The 16375-nt window shown below is 72.4% G+C and carries 15 protein-coding genes and 1 pseudogene; 6 read left to right on the forward strand and 10 right to left on the reverse strand.

Annotated features, from left to right (window positions below):
• Positions 1-93: 93 nt before the first annotated feature.
• The gene (pknB, locus tag ACF059_RS20405; protein WP_392059059.1) at positions 94-2103 is read left to right on the forward strand and encodes a Stk1 family PASTA domain-containing Ser/Thr kinase; all 2010 of its coding nucleotides are present in this window, start codon (positions 94-96) and stop codon (positions 2101-2103) included.
• Positions 2104-2447: 344 nt separating this feature from the next.
• Here the strand turns inward: pknB and ACF059_RS20410 are convergent, their stop codons facing one another.
• The 6 genes and pseudogenes from ACF059_RS20410 to ACF059_RS20435 form a co-directional block, all read right to left on the reverse strand.
• Positions 2448-3173 (reverse strand): class E sortase, encoded by a 726-nt coding sequence (locus tag ACF059_RS20410; RefSeq protein WP_366866069.1) that lies wholly within the window; start codon positions 3171-3173, stop codon positions 2448-2450.
• A 22-nt stretch (positions 3174-3195) separates the two neighbouring features.
• Positions 3196-4050, reverse strand: a pseudogene (locus ACF059_RS20415) (class E sortase); the annotation flags it as partial.
• Positions 4017-4655, reverse strand: coding sequence for an aminodeoxychorismate/anthranilate synthase component II (locus ACF059_RS20420; protein ID WP_366866070.1), 639 nt, complete (start codon positions 4653-4655; stop codon positions 4017-4019). The pseudogene ACF059_RS20415 and the gene ACF059_RS20420, both read right to left, overlap by 34 nt.
• A complete protein-coding gene (locus ACF059_RS20425; protein WP_185902496.1) occupies positions 4652-4828 on the reverse strand; it encodes a hypothetical protein in 177 nt (58 codons plus the stop codon). The genes ACF059_RS20420 and ACF059_RS20425 overlap by 4 nt, the downstream gene beginning before the upstream one ends.
• A 91-nt stretch (positions 4829-4919) precedes the next feature.
• The gene (locus ACF059_RS20430) at positions 4920-5690 is read right to left on the reverse strand and encodes a class E sortase (protein ID WP_392059064.1); all 771 of its coding nucleotides are present in this window, start codon (positions 5688-5690) and stop codon (positions 4920-4922) included.
• Positions 5662-6435 (reverse strand): DUF881 domain-containing protein, encoded by a 774-nt coding sequence (locus ACF059_RS20435; RefSeq protein ID WP_392059066.1) that lies wholly within the window; start codon positions 6433-6435, stop codon positions 5662-5664. Before ACF059_RS20435 ends, ACF059_RS20430 begins: the two co-directional genes overlap by 29 nt.
• Positions 6436-6526: 91 nt before the next feature.
• Between ACF059_RS20435 and crgA the strand changes: the two genes are divergently transcribed.
• Positions 6527-6781 carry a cell division protein CrgA gene (crgA, locus tag ACF059_RS20440; RefSeq protein ID WP_319721979.1) on the forward strand — a complete coding sequence of 85 codons (255 nt, stop codon included), beginning with the start codon at positions 6527-6529 and terminating at the stop codon, positions 6779-6781.
• A 115-nt stretch (positions 6782-6896) separates the two neighbouring features.
• Here the strand turns inward: crgA and ACF059_RS20445 are convergent, their stop codons facing one another.
• Together ACF059_RS20445 and ACF059_RS20450 are read right to left on the reverse strand one after the other, a co-directional pair.
• Positions 6897-7772 (reverse strand): rhomboid family intramembrane serine protease, encoded by an 876-nt coding sequence (locus tag ACF059_RS20445; protein WP_392059069.1) that lies wholly within the window; start codon positions 7770-7772, stop codon positions 6897-6899.
• A gap of 148 nt (positions 7773-7920) precedes the next feature.
• Positions 7921-8448: a peptidylprolyl isomerase gene (locus ACF059_RS20450; protein WP_366866209.1), complete on the reverse strand. Its 528-nt coding sequence runs from the start codon at positions 8446-8448 to the stop codon at positions 7921-7923.
• Between the two features lie 175 nt (positions 8449-8623).
• Here ACF059_RS20450 and ACF059_RS20455 point away from each other — a divergent pair, with 175 nt between their 5' ends.
• Positions 8624-9331, forward strand: coding sequence for a DUF5324 family protein (locus ACF059_RS20455; protein WP_392059072.1), 708 nt, complete (start codon positions 8624-8626; stop codon positions 9329-9331).
• Positions 9332-9409: 78 nt separating this feature from the next.
• On the opposite strand, the gene ACF059_RS20460 is transcribed toward ACF059_RS20455, so the two are convergent.
• Entirely contained in the window at positions 9410-9934 is a 525-nt protein-coding gene (locus tag ACF059_RS20460) for a LysM peptidoglycan-binding domain-containing protein (RefSeq protein WP_392059073.1), read from the reverse strand.
• Positions 9935-10127: 193 nt separating this feature from the next.
• Here ACF059_RS20460 and ACF059_RS20465 point away from each other — a divergent pair, with 193 nt between their 5' ends.
• Together ACF059_RS20465 and ACF059_RS20470 are read left to right on the forward strand one after the other, a co-directional pair.
• Complete coding sequence (locus ACF059_RS20465) at positions 10128-11045, forward strand: hypothetical protein (RefSeq protein ID WP_392059075.1); 918 nt, start codon at positions 10128-10130, stop codon at positions 11043-11045.
• An 88-nt stretch (positions 11046-11133) separates the two neighbouring features.
• Complete coding sequence (locus ACF059_RS20470; RefSeq protein WP_392059078.1) at positions 11134-11307, forward strand: hypothetical protein; 174 nt, start codon at positions 11134-11136, stop codon at positions 11305-11307.
• A 77-nt stretch (positions 11308-11384) separates the two neighbouring features.
• On the opposite strand, the gene ACF059_RS20475 is transcribed toward ACF059_RS20470, so the two are convergent.
• Positions 11385-14744, reverse strand: coding sequence for a BTAD domain-containing putative transcriptional regulator (locus ACF059_RS20475; protein ID WP_392059079.1), 3360 nt, complete (start codon positions 14742-14744; stop codon positions 11385-11387).
• 173 nt (positions 14745-14917) lie between these two features.
• On the opposite strand from ACF059_RS20475, the gene ACF059_RS20480 reads away from it, so the two are divergent.
• Positions 14918-16372, forward strand: coding sequence for an NB-ARC domain-containing protein (locus tag ACF059_RS20480; protein ID WP_392059082.1), 1455 nt, complete (start codon positions 14918-14920; stop codon positions 16370-16372).
• Positions 16373-16375 lie beyond the last annotated feature (3 nt).

Below are 16375 nucleotides of genomic sequence, written 5' to 3' on the forward strand. Positions count from 1 at the left end.
TCACGGACGATCGGCCGGTAGCCTTTGCGCGAACAGCACACCGCCGGACCACACACAGGTGCGGTCGGGACTGACGGAGAGGGCTGCAACGTTATGGAAGAGCCGCGTCGCCTCGGCGGCCGGTACGAGCTGAGCCACGTGCTCGGCCGCGGTGGCATGGCCGAGGTCTACCTCGCCCACGACACCCGGCTCGGCCGTACCGTCGCCGTCAAGACCCTGCGTGCCGACCTCGCCCGTGACCCGTCCTTCCAGGCCCGGTTCCGTCGCGAGGCCCAGTCCGCCGCGTCGCTGAACCACCCGGCGATCGTCGCCGTCTACGACACCGGCGAGGACTACGTCGACAACATCTCCATCCCGTACATCGTGATGGAGTACGTCGACGGATCCACCCTGCGCGAGCTGCTGCACTCGGGCCGCAAACTGCTGCCCGAGCGCACCCTGGAGATGTGCATCGGCATCCTCCAGGCCCTGGAGTACTCGCACCGCGCCGGCATCGTGCACCGCGACATCAAGCCCGCCAACGTGATGCTGACCCGCACCGGCCAGGTCAAGGTCATGGACTTCGGCATCGCCCGCGCCATGGGCGACTCCGGCATGACCATGACGCAGACCGCGGCCGTCATCGGCACCGCCCAGTACCTCTCCCCGGAGCAGGCCAAGGGCGAGCAGGTCGACGCGCGCTCCGACCTCTACTCCGCGGGCTGCCTGCTCTACGAGCTCCTCAGCGTCCGGCCCCCGTTCGTCGGCGACTCCCCCGTGGCCGTCGCCTACCAGCACGTACGGGAAGAACCGCAGCCGCCGTCGAACTTCGACCCCGAGATCACGCCCGAGATGGACGCGATCGTCCTCAAGGCACTGGTCAAGGACCCCGACTACCGCTACCAGTCGGCCGACGAGATGCGCGCCGACATCGAGGCCTGCCTCGACGGCCAGCCCGTCGCCGCCACCATGAGCGCGGGCGGCTACGGCTACCCCGACCAGAACCACGGCTACGGGCAGCCGGGCTACGACCAGCCCACCACCGCCCTGCGCACCACCGACGCCGGCCAGACCTCGATGATGCCGCCGATGCCCCCGGGCGACGGCGGCTACGGCTACGGCGACCAGGGGCACGGCGGCTACGACCAGGGCCCGCACCGGCGCCAGCAGAAGAAGAGCAAGGCCTCCACGGTCCTGCTCGTGGCGGCCGGCGTGCTCGTCCTCGTCGGCGCGATCCTCATCGGCCGCTCCCTCTTCAGCGGAGGCGCCGACAACCGGCCCTCGGTGCCCAAGTTCCTCGGGCAGACCCTGGAGCAGGCGCAGAAGAGCGGCGACAACGTGGGCCTGAAGGTGGTCAAGGGCGGCGACGCCCCCTGCGACGACCAGCCCAAGGGCACCGTCTGCAAGCAGGACCCGGTGGCCGACACCAAGGTCGACGAGGGTTCCACGGTCACGGTGACGATCTCCTCGGGCGCCCAGAAGATCCCCGTCCTCGACGTGCTCAACATGAAGTACGAGGACGCGGAGCGGGCGCTGAAGGACAAGGGCTTCCAGGTCGACCGCAAGCTCCAGGAGTCCGACCGCACGCCCGGGACCGTCATCGACCAGAACCCGAAGGCGGGCAGCGAGGCGGAGAAGAACAGCATGATCACGCTGACCGTCGCCAAGGAACTGTCCAAGGCGGAGGTCCCCGAGCTCAAGGGCAAGACGAAGGACGAGGCGGTCAAGGCCCTCACCGACGCCAAGCTCAAGCTCGGCAGCGTGACGGAGGCCGAGCAGCCCGGCGCCGCCCCCGGCACGGTCGTCCTCCAGCAGTACGCGGCGGGCCAGCAGCTCGAAGTGGGCAAGACGGTCAACATCACCATCGCCAAGGTCGCGCAGGCGACGGCCGTCCCGAGCTTCGTCGGCAAGACCCTGGGCCAGTACAAGGACGACCTCAAGCGCGCCAACCTGAAGCTCGGGATCGTCACCGGCCCGACGGACGACAACGCGCTCGTGGCGGCCTGCGACCCGCCGCCGAACACCCCCGGCGTCTCGGGCCAGTCGGTCAACGTCTGGACGACGGCGGGCCAGCAGGACGGCGGCCTCATCGCGGGCCTGACGGGCGGCAACGGCCGCCGCTAGCCTCCGGCCCGGCCCGCAGCCCATACGGTCCGGCCCCTCTCCTGGGAGAGGGGCCGGACCTTTTTCCGAGGACCTCGCAGCCAACGGCCTGGCCGTGCTCCGGGGTTCGGAACTGCGGGATTTTGAGAGTGACAACTTGTCACTCTCAAACACCGCACCGCACGGACCGCCGATGGGGTCCTCGGCGCGTCCAAGGTCCTCCACCGGGCCGATGTGGCCCTCTACGTGGCCACGTGCGCGTTTACGCGGGAGGCGTTGGCCATCTCGGCCCAGGGAGGGGTCACGGCCGTTCACAGGGGGCTTCTGGAGGCGTGGAGCGCCGGGGTCCGGCTTCAGGTGCTGCGTTAGCGCAGTTCCGCCGGAGGCGTGCGCTTCGCGTCGACCTTTTCCGTCCGGACCAGCTCGCCCCACACCACGTACCGGTACTTCGACGTGTAGACCGGGGTGCACGTGGTCAGGGTGATGTAGCGGCCCTCGGCGGTCCTGCCCGATTCCTTCGGGACCGGGTTGATCACGTCCGTGTTGTACTTCGAGGTCTGGCGCAGCTCCGCGAAGACCTTGTAGACGTACCAGGTGTCGCGCGTCTCGAAGACGATCGCGTCGCCGTTCTTCACCTTGTCGATGTTGTGGAACTTCGCCCCGTGCCCGTCCCGGTGCGCCGCGAGCGAGAAGTTCCCCTTCGGGTCCCACGGCAGGGCCGACTTCACCGGCTCCGTGTAGTACCCGGCCACCCCGTCGTCGAGCACGCCCGGCGTCGTCCCCGCCTTGACCAGCACCTCGCCGTTCTTCATCGCCGGCACGTGCAGGAAGCCGACGCCGCCCGCCGTGTCCAGCGCCCCCGGCTCCGCCGGAGCGGGCGCCGGTGCCCGCCACTGCTGGCGGATCTCGTCGCCGCGCGCCGACGCCTGCCGGTCGGCGAGCACGTTGGTCCACCACAGCGAGTAGACGACGAACAGGCCGAGGACCAGGCCCACGGTGATCAGGACCTCGCCCAGCAGGCTCAGGAACCCGGCGAGCACACTGCGGCTGCCGGCGGGCGGGGCCGCGGCGCGGCGGCGGGAACGAGACACTGCTGATGCGTCCTTAGAGCGGCTACGGGCTGGTCAGCGCGGGCGGCGGGCCCTGGCTGCGGGGGCGTTCATCGGTCATCCTGCCCCATACGATCATCCGGTAGGTGCTGGTGAACTCCGGGGTGCAGGTCGTCAGCGTGATGTACCGGCCGGGCCCGGTGAACCCCGAGCCCTCCGGCACCGGCTTGATCACGGACACGTTCGCCGGCGAGGTCTGCGCCAGCGCCGAGGTCATCTCGTACGTGTAGTACGCGTCCCGGGTCTCGACGACCACCGGATCCCCGGGCACCAGCCGGTTGATGAAGCGGAACGGCTCGCCGTGGGTGTTGCGGTGTCCCGCCACCGCGAAGTTGCCCTGGGGGTCGGCCGGCATCGCCGTCTTCAGCGCGCCCTCGCCGTAGTGCCCGACCATCCCCCGGTCCAGCACCTTCGGCTTGCTGATGCCCTCCGCGACCGGGACCTTCACGTCCAGCTTCGGGATGTAGAGGATCGCGAAGCCCTGGCCCGGCTCGAAGGCCGTCGGGGCGGGCGCGGCGCCCCCGCCGCCGGGATCCCGCTCCCAGGTCTGGCGCAGCGAGCCCGCCGCCCCGTTCGCCGTCCGCTCGGCCAGCAGGTTCGTGTACCAGAGCTGATAGGCGACGAACAGCAGCATCACCAGGCCCAGCGTGATGAACAGTTCTCCGGCCAGCCGGCTCGCGATGACCACCGGGCCGCCGGAGGCGGGCCGCCTGCGCCGCCGGCCGCCCCGTCTGCGGCCGGCCTTGGCGGCCCGTTTCGCGGCCTCCTGAGCTGCCCTGCGTCGCGCGGCCCGGCCCTCCGTGGGCACGGACGGCGCGATCGCGGTCACGCGACGGCCTTGCCCACCACCGGGGCCAGCCCCACCGAGCGTTCCACGGCGCCCGCGTCACCGCACCGGACGAGCCAGTTCGCGAGCATCCGGTGGCCCCACTCGGTCAGCACCGACTCGGGGTGGAACTGCACGCCCTCGACGTCGTGCTCCCGGTGCCGCAGGCCCATGATGATCCCGTCCTCGGTCCGCGCGGTGACCTCCAGCACGTCGGGCAGGGTCTGCGGCTCGGCCGCCAGGGAGTGGTAGCGGGTCGCGGTGAAGGGGGAGGGCAGGCCCTCGAACACGCCCAGGCCCTCGTGGACCACCGGCGAGGTCTTGCCGTGCAGCAGCTCGGGCGCCCGGCCCACGACCCCTCCGTAGGCGACCGCCATCGACTGCATGCCGAGGCACACGCCGAAGACGGGGACGCCCGTGCGGGCGCAGTGCCGGACCATGTCGACGCAGACGCCCGCCTCCTCCGGCGTGCCGGGGCCGGGGGACAGCAGCACGCCGTCGAAGCCGTCCTGCGCGTGTGACAGCTCGACCTCGTCGTTGCGCAGCACCTCGCACTCGGCGCCGAGCTGGTAGAGGTACTGGACCAGGTTGAAGACAAAGCTGTCGTAGTTGTCCACAACCAGAATGCGCGCGCTCACGGAGTGGCTCCCGATCCCTCGTCCACCGTCACGTCATTGAACGGAAGGAGCGGCTCGGCCCACGGGAAGACGTACTGGAAGAGCACGTAGACCACCGCGAGGACCAGTACGAGTGAGATCAGCGCGCGTACCCACGCGTTGCCCGGCAGATGCCGCCAGATCCAGCCGTACATGCCGTCCGTTTCCCTTTTCCGTCCACGATCGTCCCACGCACCGCAGGAGCGGTACGCGAACAGACTAAAGGCAGCGGCCCGGCGGGGTGGCTCACCCGGACGAACCGTCCGGCCGGCCCTGTCCCACGGTGCGCGTCCCGGTCAGCTCCGCCCAGACGACCAGCCGGTGGCTGTGGCCCCATTCCGGGTCGCAGGTCGTCAGGGTCAGGTAGCGGCCGGGGGCGGTGAACGGCGACGTGCGCGGGACCGGGTCGACCACCCCGGTGTCGGTCGGCAGCGTGCGCACGGGCCCGCCGCGGACCGTGTACGTGTACCAGGCGCTCGCGTCCTTGAGGATCACCTCGTCCCCCTCGCGCAGCTGCGGGAAGTCCTTGAAGGGGTCTCCGTAGGTGCGGCGGTGGCCCGCCACCGAGAAGTTCCCGGGCGCGCCGAGGCGGGCGGTGGCGGCGTAGTGGCCCAGGCCCTTCTTCAGCACCTCGGGGTCGGTGCCCTCCAGGACGGGCTTGTTCCAGCCGGGGCCGAAGCGCGGGATGTACATCTCGGCGAAGGCGCGGCCGGCGGGGTAGCGCTCCCCGGGCGCCGGCCCGGCCTCGGGCGCCGGCCCGGCCGGGGGCGTGGGCCGCGCGGGCGCCGGCTGCGGCGCGCTCGCCCGGTCCGCCGCCGCCCAGCGGTCGCGCAGCCGGTCCATCTCGCCGTCCATGGCCCGGTCGGCCTTGACCCCGGTCCACAGCAGGACGTAGGCCACGAACAGCACGATCAGCGTGCCGGCCGTCAGGCACACCTCGCTGAACGTCCGTACCACCAGGCGCAGGACGACATCGGGACGGGCCCGTTCACGGGGTGGCTGCCACCGGCTTCGCATAGTGGAGGTCCACTGTGCCGGAGTAGGCGGGAAGTGTCAGCGCCTTGTGCTCGTCCACTTTCCAGCCGAGCCCGTACGCGTTCACGTACAGCTGGTAGTTCTGCAGGGCCGTCGACGCGGCCATGGCCCTGCGCAGCGCGCCCGGGTCGCCGACCGCCGACACCTTGTACGGCGGCGAGTAGACGCGGCCCTGGAGGATCAGGGTGTTGCCCACGCAGCGGACCGCGCTGGTGGAGATCAGCCGCTGGTCCATGACCTGGATGCCCTGGGCGCCGCCCTGCCAGAGGGCGTTCACCACGGCCTGGAGGTCCTGCTGGTGGATCACCAGGTCGTTGGGCTGGGGCTCGGGCACGTTGGGGATGCGGGCGGTGGCGTTCGGCGGGGCGTCGTTGAGGGTCACGGTCAGGCCCTTGCCGGAGAGCTCCTCGGTGCCCGAGGCCTTGCGCAGGGCGGCCAGCCGGGCGTCCTCGGCCTTGGTGCTGCCGTCGTCGCGCTCGGCGAGGGCGTCCACCCGGCTGCGGACCGCTCCGGTGCTCTCCTCCAGCGCCGCGTTGTTCTGGCTGCGCTCCTCGATGAGGTCCGACAGCTTCAGGAGCGAGGCGTCCGTGCGGATGTTCGTACCCTTGGACGTGTTGAAACTGGTGACGAAGAGCAGCCCGGCCAGGGCGAAGACGGCGGCGCTCAGCAGCCGGACCGGTCTGGCCCGGCGACGGGGACCCGCGGAGGAGTCGTCGGAATTGCTCAACGTACCCTTCTCCTTCTACGCCACAGGTCCACTACGCTAACGGACGCCCGGGGCAGGCAAGGTCCCCAGCGCATCGACAGGAGAGCCCCTCGTGCCGAAGTCACGTATCCGCAAGAAGGACGACTACACGCCGCCGCCGACGCGGCAGCCGCAGGCCATCCGGCTGACGAACCGCAGCTGGGTCGCCCCGGTCATGCTGGCGTTCTTCCTGATCGGACTCGCGTGGATCGTCGTCTTCTACGTGACCGAGACCCAGCTGCCGATCGAGGCCCTGGGCAATTGGAACATCGTGGTCGGTTTCGGCTTCATCGCCGCGGGATTCGGCGTTTCCACGCAGTGGAAGTAGCACGCTCCGGCCTCTGACGGAAGCTCTCCCCATGAGTTATCCACAGCGTCATCCACAGCTGAGGAAAAGACAGAAGATCTGTGGATAACCCTGTGGAGAGTTGACGCCGGTGTGATCAGGTGAGTTCCGCCGTACGGAGCAGGATCACGGCCGCTGCCAGCAGGAACACGCCCGCACAGGTCACTCCTTGGATGACTGTGCGATTCCTGCCGGTGGCGGGCGTGAGCATGCCCAGGCCCACCAGGGCCCCGGTGATCAGGCCGCCCACGTGGGCCTGCCAGGACACGGTGAAGTGGCCGCCGATCGGCACGAAGGTCAGCACCAGCATCAGCACGACCATGGTGATCACCGGCCGCATCTCGTACCGCAGCCGCCGGGCCAGCACGACGGTGGCCCCGAGCAGGCCGAAGACGGCGCCGGACGCGCCGAGGGTCGCGGCGTACGGCTCGGTCAGCAGGTAGACCAGGGCGCTGCCGCCCAGGCCCGAGAGCAGGTAGACGGCGAGGTAGCGGCTGCGGCCCAGCGCCGCCTCCAGCGGGCCGCCGATCACCCACAGGCCGATCATGTTGCTGATGACGTGCCACCACTCGGTGTGCAGGAATACCGAAGTCAGGAGGCGGTAGTACTCGCCTGTGGACACCCCTTCGACGGGGGCGCCGAGGAACTCGACGTACCGGCCGAGCAGCGCCAGCCGGACCGCGAGCGCCGGGGCGGCCAGGGCGGCGAGGAACACCGCGACGTTGATCCCGATCAGGGTCTTGGTCAGCAGGTGCGGATCGGCCGCGACCACCCCGCCGGCGAGGGTGCGCGGCGCGTTGGCGGCCGGGGAGTGACCGGTGCCGGAGCCCGCGCGGACGCATGCGGGGCACTGGAAGCCGACCGAGGCGCTGATCATGCACTCGGGGCAGATGGGGCGCTCGCAGCGGGTGCAGCGGATCCCCGTGTCGCGGTCCGGGTGGCGGTAGCAGCCCGGCAGACGGTCGGTGTCCATCGGTCCCCTCGATCAGCGGCGCGGCAAAGGGTGCGCCCCGCCGGTCCGGCTCGGCCCCGCACGGGGTACGCATGCAGGACGGACGGGCGGGGCGGAAGGTTCCCGGGGAGCGGGCGGGGGCGGGGTCGCGGGACGGGTCCCGGGGCCGTCAGCGCCTCTCGATGACGACGGACTGGATGATCACGTCGTCGACGGGGCGCTCGGTGCGCGGGTTGGTGGCGCTGGCGGCGATGGCGTCCACGACCTTCTGGCTGGCCGGGTCGGTGACCTCGCCGAAGATGGTGTGCTTGCGCGTCAGCCAGGCGGTGGGGGCGACGGTGATGAAGAACTGCGAGCCGTTGGTGCCCGGGCCCGCGTTGGCCATGGCGAGCAGGTAGGGCTTGGTGAAGGCCAGGTCGGGGTGGAACTCGTCCGCGAACCGGTAGCCGGGGCCGCCGGTGCCGTTGCCGAGCGGGTCGCCGCCCTGGATCATGAAGCCGCTGATGACACGGTGGAAGACGGTGCCGTCGTACAGCGGGTCCGTGGTCTTCTGGCCGTCGGTGGGACGGGTCCACTCGCGGGCGCCGGTGGCGAGCTCGACGAAGTTCCGGACGGTCTTCGGAGCGAAGTTCTCCAGAAGCTCGATCTGGATGTCGCCCCGGCTCGTCTTCAAGGTGGCGTAGAGCTTCTCGGCCACGGGTCTGCCTTCCATAGTCATCACTGTCGGTCCAGATGGTCGCACGGAGCGCTCCACAGCACAGAAATCCTCCACCCGTATGCCCTGTCACGCATGCCACTCAGCGCGGTGGCAGGCATGATCCGACAAAGGGTGGAAAGGTGAACTGTGTCCGCCACCGAGAAGGAGGAATCCTGTGACCCGCAAGGACAGCGTGCTCGCGGCAGCCGAAAGCGCCAAGGAGACCGCGCGGCACGCGTCGGAAGTGGTGGCACCGTACGCAGGGACCGCCAAGGACGCCATGGCGCACTACGCGCACGAGATGAACGAACTGCTCGCCCCCAAGCTCTCGCACGCGGCCAACGAGGCCGCGCGCCAGGCCCGTACGACCTACGACAGCCACCTGCATCCGCGGCTCAGGGCCGCGCGCACGCACGTGCCGCCGAACGTGGACCGTGCGGCGACCAAGGCCGTCAAGCAGACGCGCCAGGCGGCGCGGCAGGCCGCCGAGTACACGCAGCCGCGCATCGAGAGCGCGATCGCGGCCGCCACCCCGATGGCGGGGGAGGCCGCGGCGCGGTCCGCCGCGGCGCTGGCCGCGCTGCGCGGACAGGTGTCGGCCAAGGAGATCCAGAAGCTGGTGCGGCGCCATGAGCGGCGCGCACGCCTCGGCCGGGTGCTGCGCGGTACCGCGGTGGTCGGCGTGGTGGCGGGCGCGGCCTTCGCGGCGTGGAAGTGGTGGGACCGGCAGTCGAACCCGGACTGGCTGGTCGAACCCCCGGCGGCCACGGAGCTGTCCTCGCGCGACGCCGCGCCGGCGAGCTTCGAGGACGAGCTGGAGGAGAAGGAGCGCGAGGCCCGGCCGAAGCCCGGTCCGTCGTCTTCGGACGGCACCCAGCGCTGAGCGACGCGCCCCCCGCTTCGTAGCGCGAAGGGCCCGGATCCTGCCGGATCCGGGCCCTTCGCGTGCGTGCGGGCCGGTTCAGCCCGGGAGGGTCAGGACCATGCCCGGCCGGATCAGGTTGGGGTTGGAGCCGATGAGGCGCCTGTTGACGGCGTAGAGCTCGCGCCAGCGGGCCTCGTTGCCGAGCTCGCTGCGGGCGATCGCGGCGAGCGTGTCGCCGGCCCTCACCGTGTACGTGCGCTTCTTGGCCGCGGCGCCGGGCGCGGGGGCCGGCGCCGCCGGAACGGCCTTGTGCGCGGCCGACGCCGGGGACGGGGTGTGCGGCAGGACGGGCGTCGGGGAGGCCGCGGCGGGCTTGGGCGGCCCGGGGGCGGTCTTGGGGGCCACCGGAACGGCCTTGTGCGCGGCCGACCGGGGCGTCGGACTCGCGGGCCTCGGCGGGGCCGCGGCGGCCGCGCGCTCGCCGGCGCCGCGGGGGGCCGACGCGGCGCCGCGCCCGCCTCCGGCCTGCTGCCGCATCTCCTCCTTCGCCTTTTCGGCGACCTCGTGTGCCTTCTTCTGGTCGGACTTCTTGTCGGACTTCAGGAAGTCGAACAGTCCCATGTCAGTGCGCCTCCGGCGTGATCTCGCCCCCCTGGGCTGGTGCCTTCCCCCACTGTCCGACACGGGGCGCCGGGCGGCCCCGCGACCGGGCCATACGGGGGATGCCGGGACCGTACATCTTTCCGGTACCGCGCCGGGAAGGAACCGGGAAGGCACGGCGCGAGCATCGTGGGACACGATGGAGGAGAGTGCTGTGAACATCAGACAGGCCGCGGAGCGGGTCGTGCTGGTCAGGCCCGGACCCGGGCTCGTACGAGCCGCGGTGGTGGCGGGCCTGCACGTCTGGGTGGTGTCCGATCTCGCCGGGTGGCCGCCGGAGGCCCGGCTTCCCCCCGAGCTGCCCGCGCAGCGGCTCCTGCGGGTGGAGTTCGACGACGCGGCGGCGCTGCGCGCCCTGCTGACGGACACGGTCGTCCGGCACGGGATCGGGCACGTCCTGTACCTCGCGGGGGATCTCGGGAGGGGCCTGGGCCAGGGTGTGGCGGCGGCCGCCGAGGAGGTGCTGCGGGAGCTCTCCCCGGGCGGGGACGAGCCGGCGGACCGGCTGCCGGACCCGGTGGCGGTGCGGCGCATCCTCAACGAGAGCCGGACCTCGGCCGTGCGCGCACGGGAGGCGCGGTCCGTCGCGGAGGCGCTCGCGGTCGCGGCGGACTTCCCCTTGCCCGTCGTCATCAAGTCGGCCGACGAGACGGGCTGTTGGTGGACCGTACCGGTGCACGACCGTCCCGGTCTCGAACGGTGGGCGCACCAGGTGACCGCCGCCCGGCACGCGGCCCCCTACCTCGTCGAAGAGCTTTTGACGGGAGCCAAGTTCCGTGTGGAGACGCTGACGGTCGACGGCATGCACCTGGTCGCCGACATCACCCCCGAGCGGGACGCGGCGCCGCTTCCCGAGGCGGACCGGGCCCAGATCCGTGCGACGGTGCGGGCCCTGCTGGATCTGGCCGGGTACAAGTCGGGGGCCACGCGGACGGACGTGCTGGTCAGCGCGCGGGGATCGCGGATCGCGGCGGCCACGGAACCGGACCGGGAACGGCGCGTCCGCAGTGCTTCCCCGACCCGGGAAACCAACGGGATCGGGGGCGGGATCGAGAGGGGAACGGTCCGGTAAGGGCCTCGGCCAGTCTGTGTCTTGTCGAGAGCGGCCGCCGCACCACACGGGGCCGCACAGCGGAAACACGACCAGGGGGTTCCACACAATGCGCAGCAAGCTGGCTGGACTGATCGGGATCATCGCGGCGGCCCTGGCGATCGGGGTCGGTGTGACGGTCCAGGCGACGGACGCCGGTCAGCCCTCCGGGTACCAGGTGGTCGCGGACGACAAGGGCCCGGGACTCCCCTCCCCGGCCCCGTCCCCGGTCACCGGCCAGTAGTCCGGCCGCTCGCCGCGCACCCCACGCGCACGTGCCCCGCACCGTCCGTCCGGTGCGGGGCACGTGGCGTTGGCGGGTCAGTACGTCCGGCGGTGCGCCGGCAGGCCCATGAGGTCGAATAACGTCTCCGCCGCACGCCGGTGACCTGCGGCCGCCTCCACGTCGCCGAGCGCTTCGGCCGCCCAGCCGAGCCCCACCAGCGCGCAGGCCTCCTCGGCACGGAAGCTCATCGGCGCCGCGACCTTGTAGGCGTGGGCGTGCAGGTTCAGCGCCGCCTCGTGTTCCCCCCAGGTCATGTGGAGTTGGCCGAGGACGTTCACGACCTTCGCGAGCCGGATCGGGGCGCCGCTCGTACGGCCGAGCGCCAGGGCGCGCTCCGCGAACGTGCGCGCCTGCGCGCTGTCGCCCCGCTGCTCCGCGACCCGGGCGGACAGGGCCAGGACCAGGGCGACGTCCCCCGGCGACCTGGTCTCGTCGCACAGGTCACGGGCGCGCTGGAGACTCTCGTGCGCCTCGGTGAACTCCCCGAGGCCCACCTGGGCGAAGGCCAGGTCCGTCAGGGCCGCGATCTCGTTGCTGCGGTAGCCGAGGTCGCGGTCGATCTCCAGGGCCTGGCGGGCGGCGGCGGCCGCCTCCGGATAGCGCCCCCAGCGCTCGTACAGCGTGCTGAGCGTGGTCAGGGTCTCGGCCTCCGCGCGCGGGTTGCCCAGTTCCCTGGCCATGGCGACGGACCGCTGGAGGAGCGGGAGCGCCTCCCCGTACCGCCCGAGCATCGACAGCAGCAGCCCGATGGTCGATTCGCTGTTCGCCTCGGTGTGGCGGTCTCCGGCGCGTATCGCCGTGTCGCGCGCCTCCCTGGCCACCCCCAGTCCCTCCTCGAAGCGTCCCAGCTTCCAGCAGGCGGCGCCCAGGTTGGCCAGGCTGATGCCGAGGAGCGCCGGATCGTCGAGGCGGCGGGACGCGGCGACGGCGAGGTGCCCCACGCTCCAGAACTCGTCGAGCTGTCCCTGCGCGTGCAGGTGGAAGCCGAGATTGCGGCTGAGGCAGGCCGCGTACCGGTCGTGGCCGCAGCGCTCGGCGAGGGACACGGCCGCCAGCAGCCCGGCCTGTTCCCGGTCGAACCAGCTCACGGCCTGGTCGGCGTTCCTGAACGACGGCCGCTCGCCCAGGTAGCGCGCGATGCCGGTGGGGCGGGCCTCGCGGCCGGGGAACAGCACCTCGCAGGCCTCGTCCGAGGTCGTCATGTAGTAGCCGAGCAGCCGTTCGACCGCCGCCGCGTCGTCGTCCGCCGTCGCCGGTCCCCGCAGGCTCTGGGCGAAGCTGCGCACCAGGTCGTGGAAGGTGTACAGGCCGATGTCGGGCTGCTGGACCAGGTGGACGTCGAGCAGGAACTCCAGGGCGTCCTCGGCGTCCCGCAGGGGGGTGCCGAGGAGCGCGGCCGCCGCGTACACGTCGGTACCGGCGCACGGGTACAGGCTCAGGATGCGGAACGCGGTGCGGTACTCCTCGTCCATCGCCAGGTAGGACAGCCGCAGGGTCGCCGCGACGCTGCGCTCGCCCGAGCTCAGCTCGTCCATCCGGCGCGTCTCGTCGCGCAGCCGCTCGACGAGGTAACGGACGGTCCAGCGCGGCCGGTTGCGCAGCCGGGCCGTCGCGATCCGCAGGGCCAGCGGCAGGTGGCCGCACAGCTCGGCCAGTTCGGCGGAGGCCGCCGGCTCGGCGGCCACCCGGTTCAGACCGAGGGTCTCGGTCATCAGGCTGGTGCTGTCCTCGGGCTCCATCATCCCGATGGACACCCACTCCACGCCGTCGAGGTCCAGCAGCCTTCCCCGGCTCGTGATGAGCACCAGGCAGCCGGGGGAGGCCGGCAGCAGTGGCCGGATCTGCGCGGCGTCGACGGCGTTGTCGAGCAGGAGCAGCACCCGCCGGCCGTCGAGCTTCGCCCGCCACAGGGCCGTGCGTCCCTCCAGGTCCTCCGGGATGCGGTCGCCGGGGGTGCCCATGGTCCGCAGCAGGCTGTCGAGCGCGCCTGCCGGCGAGACGGGCATGCCGCCCGGCGTGAATCCGTGCAGGTCGATGTGGAGCTGGCCGTCGGGATACCAGCCGGCCAGGCGGTGGGCGGCCCGCACCGCGAGGGTGGTCTTGCCCATGCCGCCCATGCCGTCGATGGCCACGATCCGGGAGTACCGGTCCCCGGCCCGGCTCTCGTCCTGGACGTAGTCGAACAGTTCGGCCAGTTCCTTGGCGCGGCCCGTGAAGTCGGGCAGGTCGTACGGCAGGGTGCACGGGGCCTCGGCCGGTGCGGGCGCCGCGGCCCGCGGCTCCGCCTGCTGCGCCGCCTCCGGCTCCCGCTGTTCCCGCTCTTCGCGCCGCGGCGGCTCGGGAACGGCGTGCGGGAAGGGCTCGGGATCCGTGCCCGCGTCCCCTTCCCGTACGGGTACCCCGGGCCCGGGCGCCGGCCGTACGAGGGTCCCCCGCCCGGGTGCCGTGCGTAGGGGCGCCGGTCCCGCGGCCGCCGGTCCCCCGAGCGCCGGGCCCGCGAAGGCCGTGCGCACGGGAGCCGGTCCCGCCGGCGCCGGATGTACGGGCGCCGCTCCCGCCTGCGCCGCGTGGACGGCGGCCGGCCGCTCGGGAGCCGCCAGCTCGGGGCTGTCGCGCAGGATCGCCTCGTACAGCCGGGCCAGCCGCGGCCCCGGGTCGATGCCGAGCTCGTCGACGAGCAGCTCGCGCACCTCCCCGTACTCCTTGAGCGCCTCGGCCTGCCGTCCCGAGCGGTACAGGGCGAGCATCAGCTGGCCGCGCAGCGTCTCCCGCAGCGGGTGCTGGGTGATCAGTTCACGCAGGCCGGAGATGAGCTCGCCGCTCTCGCCCAGGGACAGGCACAGGTCGAAGAGCTGCTCGGCCGCGGCCAGCCGGCGCTCCTCCAGCGCGGTCGCCGCCGCCTCGATGACCGGTCCCCCCGCGCCCGACAGGACGGAGCCGCGCCACAGCGCGAGGGCGCTCCGCAGGGCGTCGGCGGCCTCGGCCGGCCGGCCCTCCCGCACGGCCTGCGCGGCCGCCTTGGTCAGGGCGTCGAACTCCAGGAGGTCAACCTGGTCGTCCGCCACCACCACGCGGTATCCGGGCCCGTCGGTGGCGATCACCGCACTGCCGGCCGGCATCCGCCGGCGCAGGTCCGCGACGGCCTTGCGCACCTGGTGCGCCGCCGTCGCGGGCGGGTCCTTCTCCCAGGTCGCCTCCACCAGCCGGGCGACGGGCACCACCCGCCCCGATTCGAGCAGCAGCATGCAGAGGACGCGTTCCTGAATCGCTCCCCCCAGCCTGAGCCTCGACTGGTCCACCCATCCCTCAAGGGATCCGAGGACGTTGAAGCGCAGGTGACCTCCCACTGCAACCACCCTGCGTCTCTCCCCGGATTCCGTATCCGCCCCCGGCATCGGACATCCACCCCCAATAAACACGGCCCCTGGCCAGGCCATGTCAATCGGATCATAGGGGCTTCCCCTCGCGCGCGGTAAGCATCCGGTAGCAGATCGGGAAGGGCCGGGCGGACAGTTCACGGGCAGGCCACAGCAGCCAGCACACAGAGCGAGTGCCAAAGGAGCAGAGTGTGGGAAGACTGGAGAGACCGCTGGCCCCCGATGCCGGACCAGTCACCGCGTTCGCCCGGGAGTTGCGCAGGCTGCGGACCGCGGCCGGCAGTCCCGGCTACCGCGACATGGCCACCCGGGCCATGTTCTCCGCGTCGGTGCTCTCCGACGCGGCCGCCGGCTACCGCCTCCCGACCCTCCAAGTGGCCCTCGCCTTCGCGGAGGCCTGCGGCGGCGACCGCGCCACCTGGGAGCGCCGCTGGCACGAGGCGGCCCGCGCCGAAGGCGACGACGGCACCACCCGCCCGGCGGCCAAGGCCGTCCAGCAGCACCAGGAGAACGAACTGCGCGCCGCCGACGTACGTGCCCTGCTGCCCCCTCCGGCGCAACTGCCCATGGAGCCGCACCCCTTGGTGGGCCGCGGCGAGCTGATCCAGCAGGCCCGGGCCCTGACCGCGCCCAGCTACGGCGAACAGCGCCCGGCCGCCCCGCTGCTGATCAGCGGGCAGGTCGGCGCGGGCAAGTCGGCGTTCGCACTGCGGCTCGCCCACGAGCTGGCGGCGAGCCTTCCGGACGGTCAGCTCTACGCGAACCTGGACCCGGCCGCCGACGGCCGCAAGGACGCCGCCGGGATCGCGGGCGGCTTCCTGGAGGCCCTCGGCATCCCCGCCGAACGCATACCGAACGACCCCGGGCAGCGGATCGGCCTGTACCGCTCGCTGCTGAACCGGCGGCGGCTGCTCGTGGTCCTCGACGGCGTGCAGCACGAGCGCCAGGTACGGGACCTGCTCGTCGCCGCCCCCGAGAGCCGCATCGTCCTCACCAGCCGGTCCCGGCTGCTGGGCCTCGACGGAACGAGCCGGATCCTGATGCCCGTACTGGACCGGGACGAGTCGATGGAGCTCCTCGTCCAGCTCCTGGGCCGCGAGCGTGTCGGCGCCGAACCGCGCGCCTGCCTGCGGCTGGCCGACGCCTGCGGCGATCTCCCGCTCGCCCTGAACCTGGCGGGCCGGCGGATCGCCGCCCGTCCCGAGTGGATGCTCCAGGACGCGGTGACGGACCTGATCGGCGAGGGGGCGCGGGAGGCCGGCCGCTTCCTGACCCGGCTGCGGGCCGGGGACGACGCCATGACCCTGCGCCTGGACGCCGCCTACAAGGGCCTGACCCCGTGGGCCCGCCTGATGCTGCGGCAGTTCGCGGGCAGCGACGGCCCGCCCTCGGTGGACAACGTCGTGTACGAGTCCACGGACGCCCTGGCCGTCCTGGTCGAGCGGTCCGCCCAGCCGGTGGAGGACCTCCTCGAACGCCTCCTCGACGCGGGCCTGCTCGAACACTCCGACCTGCCCGGTCAGTACGGGATGCCGCCGCTGGCCCGGGCCTTCGCCCTGAACCAGCCCGACCCGACGGAGGGCGACCCGGCGCCGCAGGCCCGCGCCCAGGCGCCCGCGCCCCCGGCCGCGCGGGCCCTGCGCTAGGCC

This window comes from Streptomyces sp. NPDC016562 (assembly GCF_043076955.1).
Taxonomy (GTDB): Bacteria; Actinomycetota; Actinomycetes; order Streptomycetales; family Streptomycetaceae; genus Streptomyces.

What these genes read in the sequence shown, in the direction of transcription:
- pknB (WP_392059059.1), top strand. Translation starts at nt 94, where the DNA reads ATGGAAGAGCCGCGTCGCCTCGGCGGCCGGTACGAGCTGAGCCACGTG.
- ACF059_RS20425 (WP_185902496.1), bottom strand. Translation starts at nt 4,828, where the DNA reads ATGTACGGCTGGATCTGGCGGCATCTGCCGGGCAACGCGTGGGTACGC.
- ACF059_RS20430 (WP_392059064.1), bottom strand. Translation starts at nt 5,690, where the DNA reads ATGCGAAGCCGGTGGCAGCCACCCCGTGAACGGGCCCGTCCCGATGTC.
- ACF059_RS20445 (WP_392059069.1), bottom strand. Translation starts at nt 7,772, where the DNA reads ATGGACACCGACCGTCTGCCGGGCTGCTACCGCCACCCGGACCGCGAC.
- ACF059_RS20460 (WP_392059073.1), bottom strand. Translation starts at nt 9,934, where the DNA reads ATGGGACTGTTCGACTTCCTGAAGTCCGACAAGAAGTCCGACCAGAAG.
- ACF059_RS20470 (WP_392059078.1), top strand. Translation starts at nt 11,134, where the DNA reads ATGCGCAGCAAGCTGGCTGGACTGATCGGGATCATCGCGGCGGCCCTG.
- ACF059_RS20475 (WP_392059079.1), bottom strand. Translation starts at nt 14,744, where the DNA reads ATGCCGGGGGCGGATACGGAATCCGGGGAGAGACGCAGGGTGGTTGCA.